Source organism: Bacteroides sp. GM023 (genome assembly GCF_014750685.1).
Classification (GTDB): domain Bacteria; phylum Bacteroidota; class Bacteroidia; order Bacteroidales; family Bacteroidaceae; genus Bacteroides.
In genome coordinates, this window is record NZ_JAAXGE010000026.1 from 19,949 (window position 1) to 38,555 (window position 18,607).

Here is an 18,607-nt window from a genome sequence, read left to right on the forward strand (position 1 = left end):
TGCAGGTGTTGGCTCCCTCCAAAAAGAGAGAAGGCCGTCTTCAGGTCTTTTCATGTCGATTTACCTTTTTGAGTTTATAATATGTGATGGAAGCATTAACTTCGGTTGCATTTACAACCGGAGAAATGCCGTAAATATATGTTTGTAAATTAGACATGGACCACAGAATGCCTTCAATTAGTGAAACAAACCGTTTACAAGATTCACAGCCTCGTCCTTTTTCTTATTGATAATCTTGGCATACACCTGTGTCATTTTCACATCGGCATGGCCGAGCAGCTTCGAGACAGTATATAAGTCCGCTCCGAGCGTCAGCATCATGGTGGCAAACGTATGGCGACTGGTGTGGTAGGAGAACCGCTTGGAGATTCCGGCTGCTTTCGCCCAAGGTTTGAGCTGCATTCTGATTGTATTGGCGGACGGCAGGTCGAACACATTATCTTCTGATGATTTGCCCCCACGTTCCGGCATCCACTTCAACGCTTCAGGAGAGAGGGGCAGGTAAATAGGCTCTTTGGTCTTTTTCATGGACACGGCCAAACGGTACTGTCCCCTGTCAACGAACACGTCATTCCATTTCAGCTTGATTATATCGCTGATGCGTAATCCGCAAAAGCAGGAGAACAGATATGCGCATTTTACAATCTCGTATTCCTCGTGGGGCATAGGAGTGTCAATCAACGCCTGTACCTCTTCGATGGTCATGTACGACCGCATACTCTCCGGCTTGCGGATTTTCTCCGACTTCTCAAGTTCGTTGAAAGGGTTGGCCTTCATCTTTTTCTTCCTGACGGCAGAGTTCAACGCACCGTTCAACGCACGGTAATAATTGTGAAGCGTGTAGTTCGATATGTCCTTGCCTTTCGGATGATATTCCGTCAGCAGATAAGTGATGTAGCCACGACAAAAGTCCCCGTCAATCTGATCCAGTGTGACCATTTCTCCGGCATAGTCTTTCAGTATGCGCATGGCAATCTTGATTTGACTGCCATCTTTCTTACCGGCACTCTCTTGAGCCTCCATATAAACCTGCATCCAATCCAGCAGGAAAGTCTTGTCCTTACGGAATACAATCCCGGCCTCATTACTGGTCAGTTCGATAATACGCTTCGACTTGATGGCATTGGCGGCGTCCATTGTCGTCTGATTCTGCCTGCGGGAGTTGCTATCCGTTTCCGGGATAATATACATCTTGAGGTATTCATATGTCCGCTTTCCGTCGCGGTATATATCCAGATACAGGCTCTTGCTGCCATTGCTCAGCGACTTCATCCGAAGACGAATTGGCTCTTTGACTTTTGTATGATTCTTAACTCGTGCCATAGGGATTCCTTTCTCATTTTTTCTACTGCAAATATACGAATAAGTATCGAATTTGAGAAACAAATGAGAAACAAAATTGCACCAAACAAGAGCCAATCTACTGAAAGTACTGAAAACAACCGAAAATAAAAATAAGATTATAAAACTTTGATTTACAGGATATTTGTTATCAATTTATTGGATGTTGTTTTCATTCTATACATATAATGCGTAAATCTGGAAAATTTGTTTTATGCACATTATAAAAAATACCAACCGCTTTCAGGGTAATTCAAAAGTTACGGGTCTATTTAATAAAAGAGCTTATAAAACACATTTAAATATGGAAGACATTTATATTATCATATCTAAATATCTATTGGGAACAGCTTCTCCGCAGGAGGAGAAAGAAATCATGGAATGGCGGGATGCTGATGCCGGGCACGAACAGGAATTTCAGGAACTGTGCGAGAGCTGGCAGATAACTTATGCGGGAATACATCCGGTGATTCCTGATAAAGAACGTGTGTGGGGAAAAATAATGAGTAATCTGAATCTGGTGAAACCTGTGAAGATGTACACACGGCAGTTGTTGTATCGTGCAGTGGGAATTGCTGCTATGCTGGCACTGGCGTTGGGCTTCTCGTTTTCTCTGCTAGTTTCGGAAGAGGAAGAAGCAGGTTTAGTTTCATTAACAGCTCCTGTTGGTCAGAAAGCGGAGGTCAGTTTACCGGATGGCACTAAAGTATGGTTAAATTCCGGTTCAACCTTATCCTATTTTACAGATTATGGCCAAAACACGCGTTCTGTAAAGCTACGGGGACAAGCTTTTTTTGATGTTGCCAAAAATAGAGACAAGCAGTTCGACGTATCTATTGGGGATTTAGAGGTACGAGTTCACGGTACGGCTTTCGATATCAATGGGTACACGGATAATTCAGAAGTGGAGGTTGTTTTACTTAGGGGGCATGTGACGGTTGTTTCAACTTTGACCGATAAATTGTTGGCAGATATGAAACCTAATCAAAAAGCGGTTATTCCTCTATATGAGAAAGATAAATGTAAGGTGGTCTCTTGTAATGCCGAGGAGGAGTCTTTATGGAGACTGGGTAAACTCAAAATTGAAAATGAGGATTTGAGGGATGTCGTGAAGAAAATGGAATGTTGGTATGGAGTAAAAATCCAATTGGATAATATACCTGGGAATAAGAGATATTGGATGACTATTAAGACGGAATCTTTGAAAGAGATGCTTGAGATTATTAATCGGGTAACCCCCATTGTATACACTATTAACGGAGAGGAGGTGAGTATTACTAGTAAAAAATAGAAAAATAGATGGACGCAGGAGAGTGCAGTCTTCTGCGTCCGGAGTGCAAAACCTGAATGCGTTATACTATCCATGTGAAAAATGGATGGTACAGGTACTGTCTTGCTTTATGCAGGCAAAGGTAGTAATTAATTTCTTTATTTAACCTTAAATGAGTTTACAATGTTAAAGCTTAAACAAATTTTATGTAGCATTTTTATTGTGAGCAGTCTGTTTTCTTATTCGGTACTGTGGGCACAAGAATCTGGGAAAGTGAATGTTGCTTCCGGACAAATATCTTTGAAAAATCTGATACAGGAAATCGAAAAACAGACAGATTATACTTTTGTGTTTGATAATTCTATTCCCTTGTCATTTGTTGTTTCTATAAAGGGCGGTTCTGAAAATATTCAGGTACTGCTGAGACAAGCATTGGGGAAAAGCGATATAAAATATGAAATAGTCAGCAAGCAAATTATCTTGCGAAAGGATCCGGAAAAGTCGGAAAGACAAATTACGGGAACGGTAAAAGATGAACATGGCGAGGCTGTAATTGGTGCGAGTGTGAAGGTGAAGTATTCTACTGTAGGAACCATTACAGATATGGATGGTAATTTTTCTCTGCAGGTTCCGGGCAATGCGGAAGTGGAGATTTCTTTTGTAGGATGCATGTCTCAACAAGTAAAAGTGGGAGATAAAAAGAACTTGCAAATAACTCTGAAAGAAGATGCGCAAAATCTGGAAGAGGTGGTCGTTATTGGTTATGGTACACAAAAAAAGAAGGACTTGACGAGTGCCATTGCTACCATCAGCACGAAGGAGCTTTCTAACCAGACTGTTAGCAATGCCGTAGCCGCAATGCAGGGACGTCTGTCCGGTGTGCAAGTTACAAATAGTGGTTCTCCAGGGTCTTCCCCATCAATTCGTATTCGCGGTACCGGCTCTGTTCACAGTGCTAATCCTATCTATGTAGTAGATGGTATGATTGTAGATGATATTAGTTATCTGGGACCGAACGATATTGAAAGCATGTCAGTTCTGAAAGACGCTTCTGCCTCTGCTATTTATGGTGTACGTGCGGCAAATGGGGTCATTATGGTCAACACTAAAAGAGGGGCACAGACCGGTAAGATAAAAGTAGACTTGAATGCTTATGTAGGAATCAAAAAGCCCTCACACATCCATGAGATGGTAAGTGGACCGGAATATGTGACATTGTACAATGAATATATGAAGTATACGGACAATGAGCAAGGGATGATTGATCCGGCAAATTTTACATATAGTAATGACTGGTTCCGTGAAGTATTGACAAATAGCTTCACTTGCAATGAAGATATTACCATCCGTGGGGGAAATGATCGTTCTATTTTCAGTGTCGGTGTTAATCATTTGAAAGAGAATGGATTGGTAGAATCTGATCATTATGAAAAATTGGGATTACGTGCAAATTATGAATTTAAGATAAATAAAGCTGTTACCACGGGGCTGAATTTGGTGGTTTCATCTACTAAAGCAAATCCGATTTCCGGAGGTTTATTATCTTCTGTATATAAAACAGTGCCTTTGCTTCCTACTCGTGAGCAAAATGGAGGTGAATTTGCTAATCCGGAAAATGTGAACGGATTTGATACGATGGGCAATAATCCCGAAGCGACATTATTTTATAATCATCAGTGGCAAAATACAATTAAAGCATTGATCAGTGGATTTGTAGACGTGAAATTGTTTGATAGTGTTACTTTACGATCTACGCTTGGCTTCAATCCGTCTTATGGTACAAGTATCAACTATTCTCCTAAATATGAAATTAGTTCACGACAGAAGCATGCCACAAATGATTTGAGTAAATCTTCCTCAAATAATATGTCTTTATCGTGGGATAACACCTTGACTTATGAAAAGGTTTTTGCACAAGCGCATTCATTGAAGATAATGGTGGGATATTCTTATCGTGAAGCCAAAACAAATTCGTTGACAGGATCTGCAGAGGATATTATCGATATTCCGGATATCAATCAGAGTTATTTGTTCCTCACTATTGGAAAAGGATCCAAGTATACAATGAAGGTGTCTGATTCTGGAAGTCGGATTGTACAGATTGGCTATTTGGGACGTGTTACTTATGATTATAAACATCGTTATTTATTGAATGCAACTTTACGTTCTGATGCGTCTTCAAAGTTTCCTTCTCATAATCGTCGCGGATATTTTCCTTCAGTAGGGTTGGGATGGGTTATCTCTGAAGAAGCTTTTATGAAGAATTCGGGAATTGACTTTATGAAGCTAAGAGTGGGTTGGGGGTTACTCGGGAATGATAACATTCCTTCCAATCTATATCAATTAAGTACTTCTAAGGGCACATCTATCATCTTTGGTCCTGACCAGAATTCAGGTTTGGGGAGTGGGGTGTCAAGTGCCGTTACTGTGAACAAACAATTTAATCCGGACTTGCGCTGGGAAGTTGTGGATGAAACAAATGTGGGGCTTGATATCAACTTTTTTAATAATCGCCTTGCAACTTCATTGGATTGGTATTACAAATTGACCAAAGATGCAATTTTTGCTACTACGGCGTTGGGAAGTTCGGGTTTGAGCAGTAGTGGAGTATGGGGAAACTTTGCCAATATCTTGAATACAGGCTTCGAATTCAGCACTTCATGGAATGATCGGATTGGCGACTTTTCTTATAATATAGGGGCTAATTTTACTTACAATAAGAATAAGGTGAAGAAAATCAGTGCTGCCGGTGCAAGCTATTATGACAAAGGGGATGATACGAATAATATTAAGCCATTGACACGTACGCGCATCGGACATGCTGTCGGTGAATTCTTCGGTTACAAGGCTATTGGAGTTTTCCAGAATCAAGAGCAGATAGACAAAACCCCTCATATGAATAATACCAAACCGGGAATGTTGATTTTTGAAGATGTCAATGGTGACGGAACGATTGATGCATCCGACCGAACTGCACTTGGAAATCCGAATCCTCCTTTTATTTATGGCTTCAACTTGGGAGGCTCATATAAAGACTTTGATCTGAATATTTTCTGTCAGGGGGTAGCCGGAAATAAGATATATAATGAGAATAGAGCATTGATGACTGTTGTTCGTAACTATGATAAAGATTTCTATGATCATCGTTGGACAGGAGAAGGCACATCGAATACCTATCCTTCTGTTGTGTATAGTGCTGGAGATGCGCGTACTCCGAATTCTTTCTTTGTAGAAAGTGGCAGTTATTTCCGTATAAAGTCCATACAGTTCGGATATAGTTTACCTAAGTCAGCTCTTTCTAGATTACACATTGAGAAATTGCGCTTATATCTGAATGCTGAAAATCCGGTTACTTTTTTCAAATATAACGGTTTCTCACCGGAAGTATCTTCGTCTGATCCTCTGATGACTGGAGTGAATAATGGAGCTTATCCATTATCTTCCGTGTATAGTTTTGGCATTAATGTAACATTCTAAAATTATGGATTATGAAATTTGTAAATAAATATCTGACGTTTTTTATAGTAGCAGTTACTTTTCTTTCATGCGAAGGAAATATGGATTTTGATGATTATAATCAGTTACCACAAGACGAATTTTGGAAAACTTCGGAGCATGCAATGCAGGCATTGACAGCTTGTTATGGTTCTTTTACTTCTGATTGGAACTATTTTGACCCGACTATAATGGGAGCGGAAGAAATGGCAAGTGATAACACTTCGAAAGGAGGTAGTAACGGGAGTCAAGGAAATGGTGACTTGAATACGTTTGCTGATTTTAGCTTTACCCCGTCTTTAGCTCGTTTTAATAGTCTGTGGAAGTCACGGTACAGCACTATTAATCTGTGTAATCAAGTATTAAGGTATGTACCGGATATTGAAATGAATGAAACGGAGAAAAAAGAAGTTTTGGGAGAGGCTTCTTTTATTCGTGCATGGTGCTATTTCGAATTAGTCCGTTTGTTTGGAGAAGTGGTTATTTATGATGGATTACCCGAAGGAGGTGCTTATGATATTCCGAAATCTTCGGTTGAAGATGTGTATCAGTTTATTCTGAAAGATTTGAAATTCGGGTTCAATAATATGCGTCGAACTACATGGGAGAATGAATGGAAAGGGCGCGTGACCGCTTGGGCGGCTCGTGCTTTGGAGGCTAAAGTTTTGATGTATATGGCCTCCGGAGAGAATTTTATGGAGAATAACCAAGCTATTGGTGGGGTGACTTGGAAGGATGTTGAAACGGTAACAAATGATGTGATTACTAACGGGATTTATGATTTGTTTACTGCAAAAGCAGATTCTAGTTTCTACTATCTTTTCCGTTTGGAAAATGAAAACTGTATTGAGTCGATTTTTGAATCTCAAAACGGGGTGTCAGGTGACCGTTTGGCTAGTGGCTCGGCGTATGCATACAATAGTTGGATAAAGGGATCTTCTGATGCTGGATTTGGTTATAGCGTGCCGAGCGATAAACTGGTGGAAGCTTGGCAAAAACGTTATGAAATGCAGAACGATTTGCGTTATTTGTATTCTATCGTTTGGGATGGTGAAAGACTGGTGGACTATCATGATAAAAATGGAAATCTGGTACAGGATATTGTAGTAGCCGCACCTGTTGTTGACGGAATAACGGGAAAGGCCCGTTTTAATAAAAAAGTATATATCCCACGTGACGAACGATGTGATTATAAGAAGGATTGGTATTTGACTCAAATTGAGCAAAATCAACGCTTATTCCGTTTTGCGGATATTTTATTGATTGATGCGGAAGCCAAACTCAGAACGGGAAATGAGGGTGGAGCTTTGTTGTCGATTAATCGGGTCCGTCAGCGAGCCGGTGAAGAAGAATTAGAATCACTGACGCTTCAACAAATTTGGGATGAACGCCGTTTTGAATTTGTATTTGAGAACGATCGCTATTTCGATCTTGTACGGACCGGAGAAGCTAAAACTGTGTTGGCATATAAAAACTGGAAATTTCCAAAAAATGTATTTTATCCGATACCCCAGGATCAATTAGATTTATCTAATAATGTGCTGAAACAAAACCCCAATTGGGAGTAATTGAGATCTATATTTATAGAAAAGCTGTCTTGTAGGATAGCTTTTCTATTCAATACACAATAAAAATAGTAACATGAGAAATATACAATTGGGCTTAGGAGGATTATTCGCTATTTTATTATTGGCTATGTGTACTACCGATAAAGTCGGTCGTAACTATATTCATCCGTTTACAGCAGAAGCAGATACGAATGTAGTATTACCACCTTCTTGGGCTTTCGGAATCCTGTATGGTGGTTATACCAATCAGAATGAAACGATGCGCCGTGTTGATGAAATTGTAGCACACGATTATCCTATTGACGCATATTGGATTGATTCTTGGTTCTGGAGCCATGATGATCAAGGTAAGGGACCGCACAAATATATGGATTTTGTTGCTGATACGATAGGTTATCCTGATCGGAAAGCAATGTGGAGTTATTTGGAAGAACGTAATATTAAAGGAGGGTTCTGGGCATGGGATTGTATTTTCCGGACTGGAAATGAAGAAGCCTTTGAGGATTTCTTGCAAAAAGGATATTTCAAAAATACTTATGTGGAATCGAATCCATGGCATAATAACAGTACTACTACGGCTATGTTTCAGACGGAAAGTGGTAGTAAGAAAGGAACTTTGTGTGGTAATATTGATTTTAATAATCCTGAAGCGGTTGCTTACTTCAAACAACGGATGAGACATTTCTTTGACGAGGGAGCCGACTTTATCAAATTAGATCGTACTTCGGCGATTCCCGTTTGTAAGGTTATGTTTGAAATGTCACAGGAATTTGGAAAAGAAACAAAAGGCCGTGGGTTTATATTTTCACATACCGGTGGACTAGAGACAGAAGAGTACAAACGCTATCCGGGCAAATGGACTGATGATACCCGCTCGGACTGGACTGTTGAGAAACCGACTAAGGATTTTAACTCATGGGTACCAGCCGTTGCTTTGAAGGAAAACATAGCTATGTTCAATGATACAGCACGTAAAAGCAGTTGTAACATCCCTTTTCTGGCAAATGATTTAGGGGGATTTGATATGGGTATTACTGATGAATTGGACGAGGAACTCTTTATCAGATGGATGCAGTTTTCGCAGTTTAATCCGATTGTGGAACTCTTCTCTCAACCTGAGAATCCTACGGCGAATTTACCTTATCGTTATTCAGAACGTGCGGATAAATTGTTTCGTGACTATGCTCATCTTCGTATGAAATTGTTTCCTTATGTGTATTCGTATGCGCATATGACGCGATTGGAAGGAAAATTGATGATGCGTAAGATACCCGGACAAATTTATGAGTACTTGTTTGGTGATGAGATTTTTGTTGCGCCTGTTTATGAACAAGGAGCAGTAGAGAGAGAATTTGTATTACCGGCTGGTAATTGGGTGAATTATTGGACAGGTGAAGTGCTCGAAGGAGGTAAAATTCACAAAGTAGCTGCGCCATTAGAACAAATCCCATTGCTGGTTCGCCAAGGTGCTGTTATTCCGATGCGTGCCTATGCGCGTTCTATTGAGAAGGGAACGAACGATACGATAACGCTTCATATATATCCGGGGGCAAATTCTGAATTTACCCTGATAGAAGATGATGGTTCCAGCAATGACTACTTGAAAGGTATTTACGCTAAAACTAAAATTGTATCAAAAGTCGGCAAGGATTCTCAGAAGATAGAAATTGCACCTATACTGGGATATTATGCCGGAATGCAACCTGAACGTACCTGGCAAGTGTGTGTACATGCAACAAAAGGTGTAAATAGCATTGTTTGTAACAGTGTTGGATTGGAATTTACCAATCAGGACAATCAGGTAATTTCAGCATATTATAAAATAGATAAGTCTAAAAAAACAATCTTTGAGATAAAGTACTAGTATAATTTGTAATGCTCTCTATTGTTTGCTTATTGATACTCGAATTCAGATGGAATACATTTGAATGATGAAGGAGTAATGACAATAGTATCATAGTTAATTGATTTTATAAATAAAACATTGAATGAGGAAATATATAATTACTTTTTTATTTTGTCAGGCTTTATCTGTAATGGTTTATTCACAGATTACTAATCTAGTGAAACAGCCTGCTCCAGGTTTCGAAGCTATGACTCATCTTGAAGCTATGCCTTTATTGCATAAGCCTGGGACTGTTACGAAACAAGTATTAGCTTTTGATCAAACCGGTGGTAATAATGACGGTAATTATCGAAAAGCATTTGTGCTATATGTTGATAAGAATGGTGAGGCTGTCATTTTTGATGAATATGGACCAGGGTGTTTATATCGCCAGCAAATGAATGTTTGGGTAGGATATGGCGGTCCCACATTATTGTTGTTTAATCCAGAGGTGACAAACGCTCGAATTAAATATTATTTTGACGATGAATCACAACCTCGTTTGAATGTGAGTATGGATGATCTGTTTGGTGCTCGCAGGGAGCCGTTTACAGCTCCTTTAACTTTTCAGGATGATGGAACTTTCCCTATACCTCCCAGATACGATATTAATCGTGGACGTTTTTCTATCATGTACTATCCGTTTACTTTTAAAAAGCGTTTGAAAATCACATTTGTACCTGATAAAAACTGGGATTTTCGTGGAACTACTTGGTATCAGAATACTTACATTGCTTATCCGCAAGGTAGTGATGTAGAATCATGGAATGATCCTCGTTTGGATAATCGTAAAGTGCGTAACCAGTGGAAGAATGTTGGGAGTGATCCTAAATCAACGGAAGGTAATAGGGTCATACAAAGAAAAATATCAGTACGTAAAGGACAGGTAAAGACGATTGCTGAATTACGAGGTCAGGGCTCCATTGCTAGTTTGAAGATGAACTTAAATCCATTTACCAAAGAGACATTCTTCAATTCAATTCTGCGTATTTATTGGGATGGCGATTCTACTCCGGCAGTAGATGTGCCACTTGGATATTTTTTCGGTGCTGGAGGAAAGGATTATAAGATAGCAGATGATATCTGGCAAAAGAAATTGGCTAATTTGTTTTTCGGATTTGATAATCAAACGGGTGATCTTTATGCTTATTGGGCGATGCCTTATTGGAAGTCGGCAAAGATAGAGATACATAATAATAGTAGTCGGGATATTCAGGCGTTGTCGTGTGAGCTACAATATAAAGATGCTAATGTGCTGAATTATCCTGCTGGTGCGGCTGGTTACTTTCATGCCCGTCGTACTGTAGATACTGATAATAAAACGAAACCATTTACAACAGCGTTTAAGGAAACAGGCCGTGGGCATGTAGTTGGGATTTTATTTTTTACCGAAGGGTATGACATGGATGGTGATGAATTTACTTATATTGATGGTAGCCGTACTCCACAAATTCATGGTAGTGGAACAGAAGATGATCATAATCAGGGGTGGGCAGGTGCTGCTTACCAAAAACCTCTTTGGGGAGCATTGACTAATGGTTATGAAGCGGCCTATCGTATTTATATGAATGATAATTATATTTTTAATAAAGATATTACCATTAATTATGAGTATTCTAAATGTAAGGGTTGGTCAAAAGGTGGAGATTCAGATGCAACCGTTTTTTATTATAAGGCTGCATCTCCTGCAATACTTACATTGACGGATGAATTGAATGTTGGCAATGAGATTTCAGAACGAGCACATAATTATTGTATAAGTAAGCAAACTCGTAGGGAAACTTTGACTAGTGCTTACGATGGATATGAGCAAAAGGTTGATTATGATACTTTAACCGACGATGGACGTGCTCATTGTGGCACTTCGCAATTTACGATGGAACTGGATCCTGAAAATTCGGGAGTAAGATTGCGAAAACGTTTGAATCGTGCAGGTAATGGGGTACAAACGGTAAAAGTGTTCATTGATGACAAAGAAATAGGTATTTGGCATTTTGTACAATCTTCATTTGCTCCGGTTAACCAATCTTGGGTAGAAAGCGACTATGAAATTCCAGCATCCTTTACGCAAGGTAAAACAAAAGTCACAGTTCGTTTGGAATATGTAGACTCGGATGGTAATAATGGAGAGGTGAATGAGTATTATTATTGGATGTTTTGTTATCCTAAAGGTTGGTGAAATGATGGATAGACTCAAGATACAGTTTGTATTTTTTTTATTAGTAGTTTTCTCTTTTTTTTCTTTTACTCTATCACAGCCCAAACTTTTTGTCATTGGTGATAGTATTTCTATATTCTATGGTCCTTATCTGAAGCAATATGTTAAAGGAAAATACTTGTATGACAGGAAAAGAGATAAAGGTGAAGCGATGCGGGATTTGGACAATCCGATTGGTGCTAATGGGGGAGATTCACGAATGGTGGTGAAATATCTGAAAGAACTTTCTGAAAACAAGAGTTTTTATACGGATTTGCTACTCGTGAATTGTGGATTACATGATACAAAAACAGATATTCTGACAGGAAAGAAACAAGTCTCTTTAGAGGAATACCGGCATAACTTAGATACTATTTGTCAGCTTTCCGAAAAGATGAAGGTTAAGCTGGTCTGGGTGAATTGTACTCCTGTTAATGATTCTATACATAATAGCAAAGGGGTAGCTTTCTATCGTTACAACCGGGATGTGATCCGTTACAATGAGGTCGCCGACAGTTTGCTTGCATTGAGGGGAATACCTATTATTGATATGTATACTTTCTCATCGCAATTTCCATTGGATGCTTTTATGGATCATGTTCATTATTCTATAGAATATCGAAAGTTGCAAGCGGCATATATCGCCGGTTTTTTGGAAAAATTGAAATAAGTATTAATTGATAAATGAATAATTATGAAACATTTAATTTGTAGTCTTTTGGCATTAGGAGCAGTGGTAATTGCCTGTTCGGATAAAAAGCCCGCTTATCAAACTGTCATCACTCCTACCGGGACTTGGGAACTAATTTGGGATGAGGAATTTGATTATGAAGGATTGCCCGACTCTACGAAATGGAGCTATGATACTAAAGGTAATGCTACGGGCTGGGGAAATAATGAAGCACAACATTATACTGAAGGCAACCGTAATAATGCTTGGGTTAGTAATGGTGTACTTACTATTACCGCTTTGAAACAGCAAATGGAAGGCAAAGAATTTACTTCCGCTCGTCTTGTCACCAAAGGAAAAGGAGACTGGCTATATGGACGCTTTGAGATTCGAGCTAAGCTGCCTGCCGGTTTAGGTACGTGGCCTGCTATTTGGATGTTGCCTACTGATTGGGAATATGGAGGCTGGCCTGCAAGTGGTGAGATTGACATTATGGAGAATGTAGGCTATGATCCTGATACGATTGTAGCTTCGGCGCACACGCAAAGTTATAATCATATAATGGGTACACAGAAAAATGCCCGTATTGCTTGTACTGATTCTTATAAGAATTTTCATACGTATGCACTGGAATGGGAAGCTGATGAATATCGAGCTTATATTGACGATGTTCATTACTTCACCTTTAAGAATGAAAAGACCGGTTACAAAGAATGGCCTTTCGATAAGCGCTTTCATCTATTGCTGAATTTGGCTATCGGTGGAAATTGGGGGGGAGCCCGGGGAGTGGATGATACTTTACTTCCCCATCGTTTTGAAATAGATTACGTACGTGTTTATACCAGAAAGCAATGAGGTTAATTCAGTTTATTTTCATAGTATTGACTTTTTTGCTTGTTTCATGCAAGCAGGAAAAGAAGAGCACATCGGCTATTGCAGAAGATAAAACTTTGGAGAAAAAAGTGGAGCTCACTTTAAAGAAAATGTCTCTGGAAGAGAAAATAGGACAGATGACTCAATTGACGCTAGATGTGGTGACCAAGGGAGAGAGTATTTATCATACAGAGTTTCCATTGAGGTTGGACGAAGCAATGGTGGATACGGTTTTGAGGAAATATAAGGTGGGGTCTATACTTAATACGCCCTCAAATACTCCATTGACAATTGAAGAGTGGACACGTGTTATTACCGATTTACAGAAAATAGCATTGGAAGAAACAGGTATTCCTCTGATATATGGGGTGGATCAGATTCATGGTACTACCTATACAATTGGCGGGACATTGTTTCCGCAAGAAATAGGAATGGGGGCCACTTTTAATCCGCAGTTGGTATATGAAGGTGCGAAAATAACGGCATATGAAACGAAGGCAGGTAATATCTCATGGAATTTCTCGCCTGTACTTGATTTAGGACGTGATGCGCGCTGGCCTAGAATCTGGGAAACGTATGGAGAAGATACGTATCTGGTCTCTAAAATGGGAAAGGCTTGTGTTGCCGGTTATCAGGGGAATGATTTAAATCATATAGATAGAAATCAGGTTGCAGCTTGTTTAAAGCATTTTTTAGGATACGGAGCTCCTTATTCAGGAAAAGATCGCACACCTTCTTATATATCAGAACAGGACTTGCGTGAACGTCATTTTCAACCTTTTTTGGAGGCTGTAAAAACCGGTGCTCTTTCGGTAATGGTCAACTCCGGAATGAATAACGGTTTGCCGATACATGCCAACTATACTTTGTTGACGCAATGGTTGAAGAAGGATTTGGACTGGGACGGGGTGATTGTAACAGACTGGGCGGATATCAATAACCTGTGTTTGCGAGATAAGATTTGTGAGAACAGGAAGGAAGCAATTAAATTGGCCATCAATGCTGGTGTTGATATGTCGATGGTACCTTATGAGTGGAGCTTTTGTACCTACCTGAAAGAATTGGTAGAAGAGGGTGAAGTTTCGATGGAGAGAATAGATGATGCCGTGCGTCGCATTTTGCGTATGAAATTTCGATTGAACTTGTTTGAACGTCCATATTGGGAGGTTGGAGAGTATCCGGATTTTGGGAGTGAGAAACATGCGTATGCGGCTCTTAAGTCAGCGGAAGAATCAATTACATTATTGAAAAATGAAAATGGAATATTGCCCTTGGATTCTTCTGTCCGGATACTTGTAACGGGGCCTAATGCCAATTCAATGAGAACTTTAAATGGTGGATGGACTCTTTCCTGGCAGGGTGAGAAAGCTGATGTGTATGCTTCTGATTATAATACGATTTTAGAAGCTTTAATACATAGAGTCGGAAGTGGTCAGATTGTATATGAACCAGGAGTGACATATAAAGTAGCCGATCCTCCTACTACGAGTATTCCTTATTGGGCAGAGAATGAGCCGGAAATTGAAAAGGCCGTTGCTGCTGCCGGCAAGGTAGACTATATACTTCTTTGTGTGGGAGAGAATTCTTATTGTGAAACTCCCGGGAATTTGGACGATTTGACTCTTTCTTCCAATCAGATACGGCTGGCTAAAGCTTTGGCTTCTACAGGTAAGCCAATAATTCTCGTTTTAAATGAGGGACGTCCTCGGATTATTTCTGAAATTGAGCCTTTGGTAAAAGCAATTGTACATGTCTATTTACCGGGGAATTATGGCGGTGATGCATTAGCAAATATATTATATGGAGATGTTAATCCTAGTGGAAAATTACCATATACTTATCCCCGTTCTGTGAATTCTTTGATTACTTACGATCATAAACCGTGTGAAAGTCTGGATAAAATGGAAGGAGCTTATGACTATGATGCGATAGTTTCTGTTCAATGGGCATTTGGCTATGGATTGAGTTATACGACCTTTGTTTATTCTAATTTAGAAGTGAATCAGAAAGATTTTCTAGCTGGCGATACATTGACATTTACTGTGGATGTTGAAAATACGGGAAACCAATTAGGAAAAGAAACGGTTATGTTATTTATTAATGATGTAGTTGCATCTTTAACACCGGATGTTCGTCGCTTGCGTGCATTTGAGAAAATAGAACTACGTCCTGGAGAGAAAAAGACGGTGACATTGGCTGTAGAAGCGGATGAGCTGGCTTTTGTTGACCAACATGGCCGATGGACATTGGAAAAAGGTCTATTCAAAGCCCAAGTGGCCGATCAGACTCTTTCTCTTAATTGTTCGAAGACGAAAAAATGGGAGTCATCAAACAGATAAAAAGTTTTTTGTAGGTAAAAGTCGAGTAGGTAAAAAGCAGTGAAGCTATCTTGGGAAATTCATTTTCAGGATAGCTTCTTTACTATATAAATAGCCATAGGAAAGCGAAAGTGGAAGAAGATAGTATGTTTTTTATACGCCTGAGAGCAATGCTTATTTGGGTTTCCACCGTTTTTATTGAAATATTTAATTTCTCTGCAATTTGTTTATAAGAGAGTTGCTCTCTTCTACTTAATAAGAATATTTCTTTGCATTTTGAAGGCAGTTGGTCAATGGCTCGGTTCAGTAAATCGGTTAACGTATCCAAATCAAAGCATTCTTTATGTTTTCTGTCTTCTATTTGTTGATTAAACCAGTTTTCTAATAAATAATGTCTGTTTTCTTCATTACGTAAATGATTCAATACTTTATTTTTGGCAGCTCTAAATAGATAGGTTTTAATGTAAGTTATTTCAATAGTGTCTTTATTTTCCCATAGTTTGAGGAATATTTCTTGGATTACATCTTCTATAACCTCTATATCTTGTGTATAGAGGTTAAGGAAACGACATAGAGGTTTGTAATATGTATCGTAATAGATTCGGAAAGTTTGGATGTCCATTATTTTTTCAATAGGTGTTTCTCAATAATGCAAATTTACGAAAAATATAATTCTTTTGAGTGTTTTTTGTAAGAAAAGCCATACCTTCGAAGCAGTTTTAATTTTTAAGTGCTAATGTTAGATTTGAAACAACTTACAGCCGAGGTATGCCGCATTGCAACCGAAACTGGGCATTTTTTGAAAGAAGAACGGAAAGGTTTTCGTCGTGAACATGTGATAGAGAAACATGCACATGATTATGTCTCTTATGTAGATAAAGAATCTGAAGTGCGGATAGTGAAAGCGCTTACTGCTTTATTGCCGGAAGCGGGATTTATAACGGAGGAAGGTTCCGCCACCTATCAGGATGAACCTTACTGCTGGGTGATTGACCCGTTGGATGGAACCACGAACTATATTCACGATGAGGCTCCTTATTGTGTATGTATTGCTTTACGCAACCGCACCGAGCTTCTTTTAGGCGTCGTTTATGAAGTCTGTCGGGATGAATGTTTCTATGCCTGGAAAGGTGGCAAAGCCTTTATGAACGGTGAAGAAATTCATGTTTCGAATATTCAGGATGCCAAAGATGCCTTCGTTATCACAGAATTACCTTATAATCATCTGCAATATAAGCAGACTGCTCTTCACTTGATAGATAAGTTGTACGGTGTAGTTGGCGGTATCCGTATGAATGGTTCGGCCGCTGCTGCCATCTGTTATGTGGCTATCGGTCGTTTTGATGCCTGGGCGGAAGCATTTCTTGGCAAATGGGATTATTCCGCTGCTGCCTTGATTGTCCAGGAAGCCGGTGGTCGCGTAACCAATTTCTATGGCGAAGATTACTTTATTGAAGGTCATCATATCATTGCCACGAACGGTTATCTGCATCCTTTATTTCAGAAACTTTTAGCAGAGGTTCCTCCGTTAGATATGTAGAAGAAACGGTCTGTTTATTAAATCTTTACTACTATTATGAAACACACACTCCTTATAAAAGACTGGCTTGGTTCATTCTTATCCTTATTATTTCCCCGTTGCTGCGTTGTTTGCGGCAGACCGTTGGCAAAAGGGGAAGAATGTCTTTGCACTATGTGCAACGTCAATCTTCCGCGCACGGATTATCATCTTCGAAAAGACAACCTGGTAGAAAAAATGTTTTGGGGAAAGATCCCCCTGGAACATGCTACCTCTTTCTTCTTTTATAGAAAAGGAAGCGACTTCCGGCGAATTCTCCACCAGCTTAAATACGGCGGTCAAAAAGGTATTGGCGCAATCATGGGACGATATATGGCAGCCGAACTGCTGGAATCCGGTTTCTTTGAAGGAGTAGATGTTATACTTCCTGTACCGTTGCACAAAAAGAAACAACAGATTCGTGGTTACAATCAAAGTGAGTGGATAGCCCGTGGAATTGCCGCTGTAACAGGAATTTCTATTGATACGGAATCCGTAGTACGGCAAAAGAACACGGATACACAAACACGCAAATCCTTTTTTGAACGCTGGGAAAATGTAGAAGGAATCTTTCAACTACATCATGCGGAATCTCTAGCCGGAAAGCACATACTAATTGTGGACGATGTTTTGACTACAGGGGCTACTACGGTAGAATGTGCTTCCTGCTTGGCAGAGATAGAAGGAATACGGATTAGTATTCTTACTTTGGCGATGGCGGAGTAGGGTAGAGTAAAGTAAGTTTTCAAACTGTTCGAAGGTAATCTCTCAGATTTTTACGTTGATTCGAGTCCTAGAGCAGCTCCAATAGAATAATATTGTAAAAAAAGAAGAGGGTGTCCGAAAAGGGTACCCTCTAACTTTTTTCTTTTTTGTCTCTTTTTTGTGATTTATCCAACAACTTATAAAAATATCCCTCATGAAACTCGATTTTCTCCCTTTATCAGTCTTATAATCCTTTCCATTCCTCCCTTTCTTAGCCTTTTTCTGGTTGCTGATCATTTTTCCGATGTTAAATGCAATAGCCAATATTCCGAAGTCCATGACAATCTTATCCAAGCCTTTATGCCTGCACCTCTTGTACCCTTTATTCCATTTTATTTGCCCGAAGACCGCTTCCACCTCCACCGGTCTTTTGCTCCTATGTTCAAGCCCTTTTGGTGAAGTGAGTTTCTCGCGTGCCAGTTGCTTGTACCGCCTTAATTTATGGTTCACCCTGATCTCCCTGTTTCCTTTCCCTTTGTGACATTTATTTCGTAAGGGACATCCCTGACAGTTCTTAGCGCGGTAAACACTTATTTCACTTTCATATCCATTATCATTGACAGCCTTTGTCGTGTAGGCAAGTTCCATATGCTGTCCCATCGGGCATACAAAGTAATCTTTCGGTTCGTTATAATACAAATTATCTTGTTTGGAGATGTCACGTTTC

Annotated in this window: 12 protein-coding genes and 1 pseudogene; 10 read left to right on the forward strand and 3 right to left on the reverse strand. The window is 39.5% G+C overall.

Annotated features, from left to right (window positions below):
- Positions 1-177 precede the first annotated feature (177 nt).
- Positions 178-1,323: a site-specific integrase gene (locus tag HC965_RS26265; protein ID WP_004320429.1), complete on the reverse strand. Its 1,146-nt coding sequence runs from the start codon at positions 1,321-1,323 to the stop codon at positions 178-180.
- A gap of 322 nt (positions 1,324-1,645) precedes the next feature.
- On the opposite strand from HC965_RS26265, the gene HC965_RS26270 reads away from it, so the two are divergent.
- From HC965_RS26270 to HC965_RS26305, 8 genes are all read left to right on the forward strand, one after another.
- A complete protein-coding gene (locus HC965_RS26270; RefSeq protein ID WP_191034164.1) occupies positions 1,646-2,632 on the forward strand; it encodes a FecR family protein in 987 nt (328 codons plus the stop codon).
- 162 nt (positions 2,633-2,794) lie between these two features.
- On the forward strand, positions 2,795-6,088 hold the full coding sequence (locus tag HC965_RS26275) for a TonB-dependent receptor (RefSeq protein WP_191034165.1): 3,294 nt from the start codon (positions 2,795-2,797) through the stop codon (positions 6,086-6,088).
- An 11-nt stretch (positions 6,089-6,099) separates the two neighbouring features.
- Positions 6,100-7,674 carry a RagB/SusD family nutrient uptake outer membrane protein gene (locus tag HC965_RS26280; protein WP_191034166.1) on the forward strand — a complete coding sequence of 525 codons (1,575 nt, stop codon included), beginning with the start codon at positions 6,100-6,102 and terminating at the stop codon, positions 7,672-7,674.
- A gap of 73 nt (positions 7,675-7,747) precedes the next feature.
- Entirely contained in the window at positions 7,748-9,538 is a 1,791-nt protein-coding gene (locus HC965_RS26285) for a TIM-barrel domain-containing protein (protein WP_191034167.1), read from the forward strand.
- 124 nt (positions 9,539-9,662) lie between these two features.
- Positions 9,663-11,738, forward strand: coding sequence for a DUF2961 domain-containing protein (locus HC965_RS26290; RefSeq protein ID WP_191034168.1), 2,076 nt, complete (start codon positions 9,663-9,665; stop codon positions 11,736-11,738).
- Position 11,739: 1 nt separating this feature from the next.
- The gene (locus tag HC965_RS26295) at positions 11,740-12,426 is read left to right on the forward strand and encodes an SGNH/GDSL hydrolase family protein (protein ID WP_191034169.1); all 687 of its coding nucleotides are present in this window, start codon (positions 11,740-11,742) and stop codon (positions 12,424-12,426) included.
- Positions 12,427-12,450: 24 nt separating this feature from the next.
- Positions 12,451-13,281 carry a family 16 glycosylhydrolase gene (locus HC965_RS26300; RefSeq protein WP_191034170.1) on the forward strand — a complete coding sequence of 277 codons (831 nt, stop codon included), beginning with the start codon at positions 12,451-12,453 and terminating at the stop codon, positions 13,279-13,281.
- The gene (locus HC965_RS26305) at positions 13,278-15,638 is read left to right on the forward strand and encodes a glycoside hydrolase family 3 N-terminal domain-containing protein (protein WP_191034171.1); all 2,361 of its coding nucleotides are present in this window, start codon (positions 13,278-13,280) and stop codon (positions 15,636-15,638) included. Before HC965_RS26300 ends, HC965_RS26305 begins: the two co-directional genes overlap by 4 nt.
- A gap of 82 nt (positions 15,639-15,720) precedes the next feature.
- On the opposite strand, the gene HC965_RS26310 is transcribed toward HC965_RS26305, so the two are convergent.
- Positions 15,721-16,239 carry an RNA polymerase sigma-70 factor gene (locus HC965_RS26310; RefSeq protein ID WP_191034172.1) on the reverse strand — a complete coding sequence of 173 codons (519 nt, stop codon included), beginning with the start codon at positions 16,237-16,239 and terminating at the stop codon, positions 15,721-15,723.
- A gap of 114 nt (positions 16,240-16,353) precedes the next feature.
- Here HC965_RS26310 and HC965_RS26315 point away from each other — a divergent pair, with 114 nt between their 5' ends.
- Entirely contained in the window at positions 16,354-17,157 is an 804-nt protein-coding gene (locus tag HC965_RS26315; protein ID WP_191034173.1) for an inositol monophosphatase family protein, read from the forward strand.
- 36 nt (positions 17,158-17,193) lie between these two features.
- Entirely contained in the window at positions 17,194-17,901 is a 708-nt protein-coding gene (locus tag HC965_RS26320; protein ID WP_191034174.1) for a ComF family protein, read from the forward strand.
- Positions 17,902-17,951: 50 nt separating this feature from the next.
- Here the strand turns inward: HC965_RS26320 and HC965_RS26325 are convergent.
- Positions 17,952-18,607 (reverse strand): annotated as a pseudogene (locus HC965_RS26325) (transposase); the annotation flags it as partial.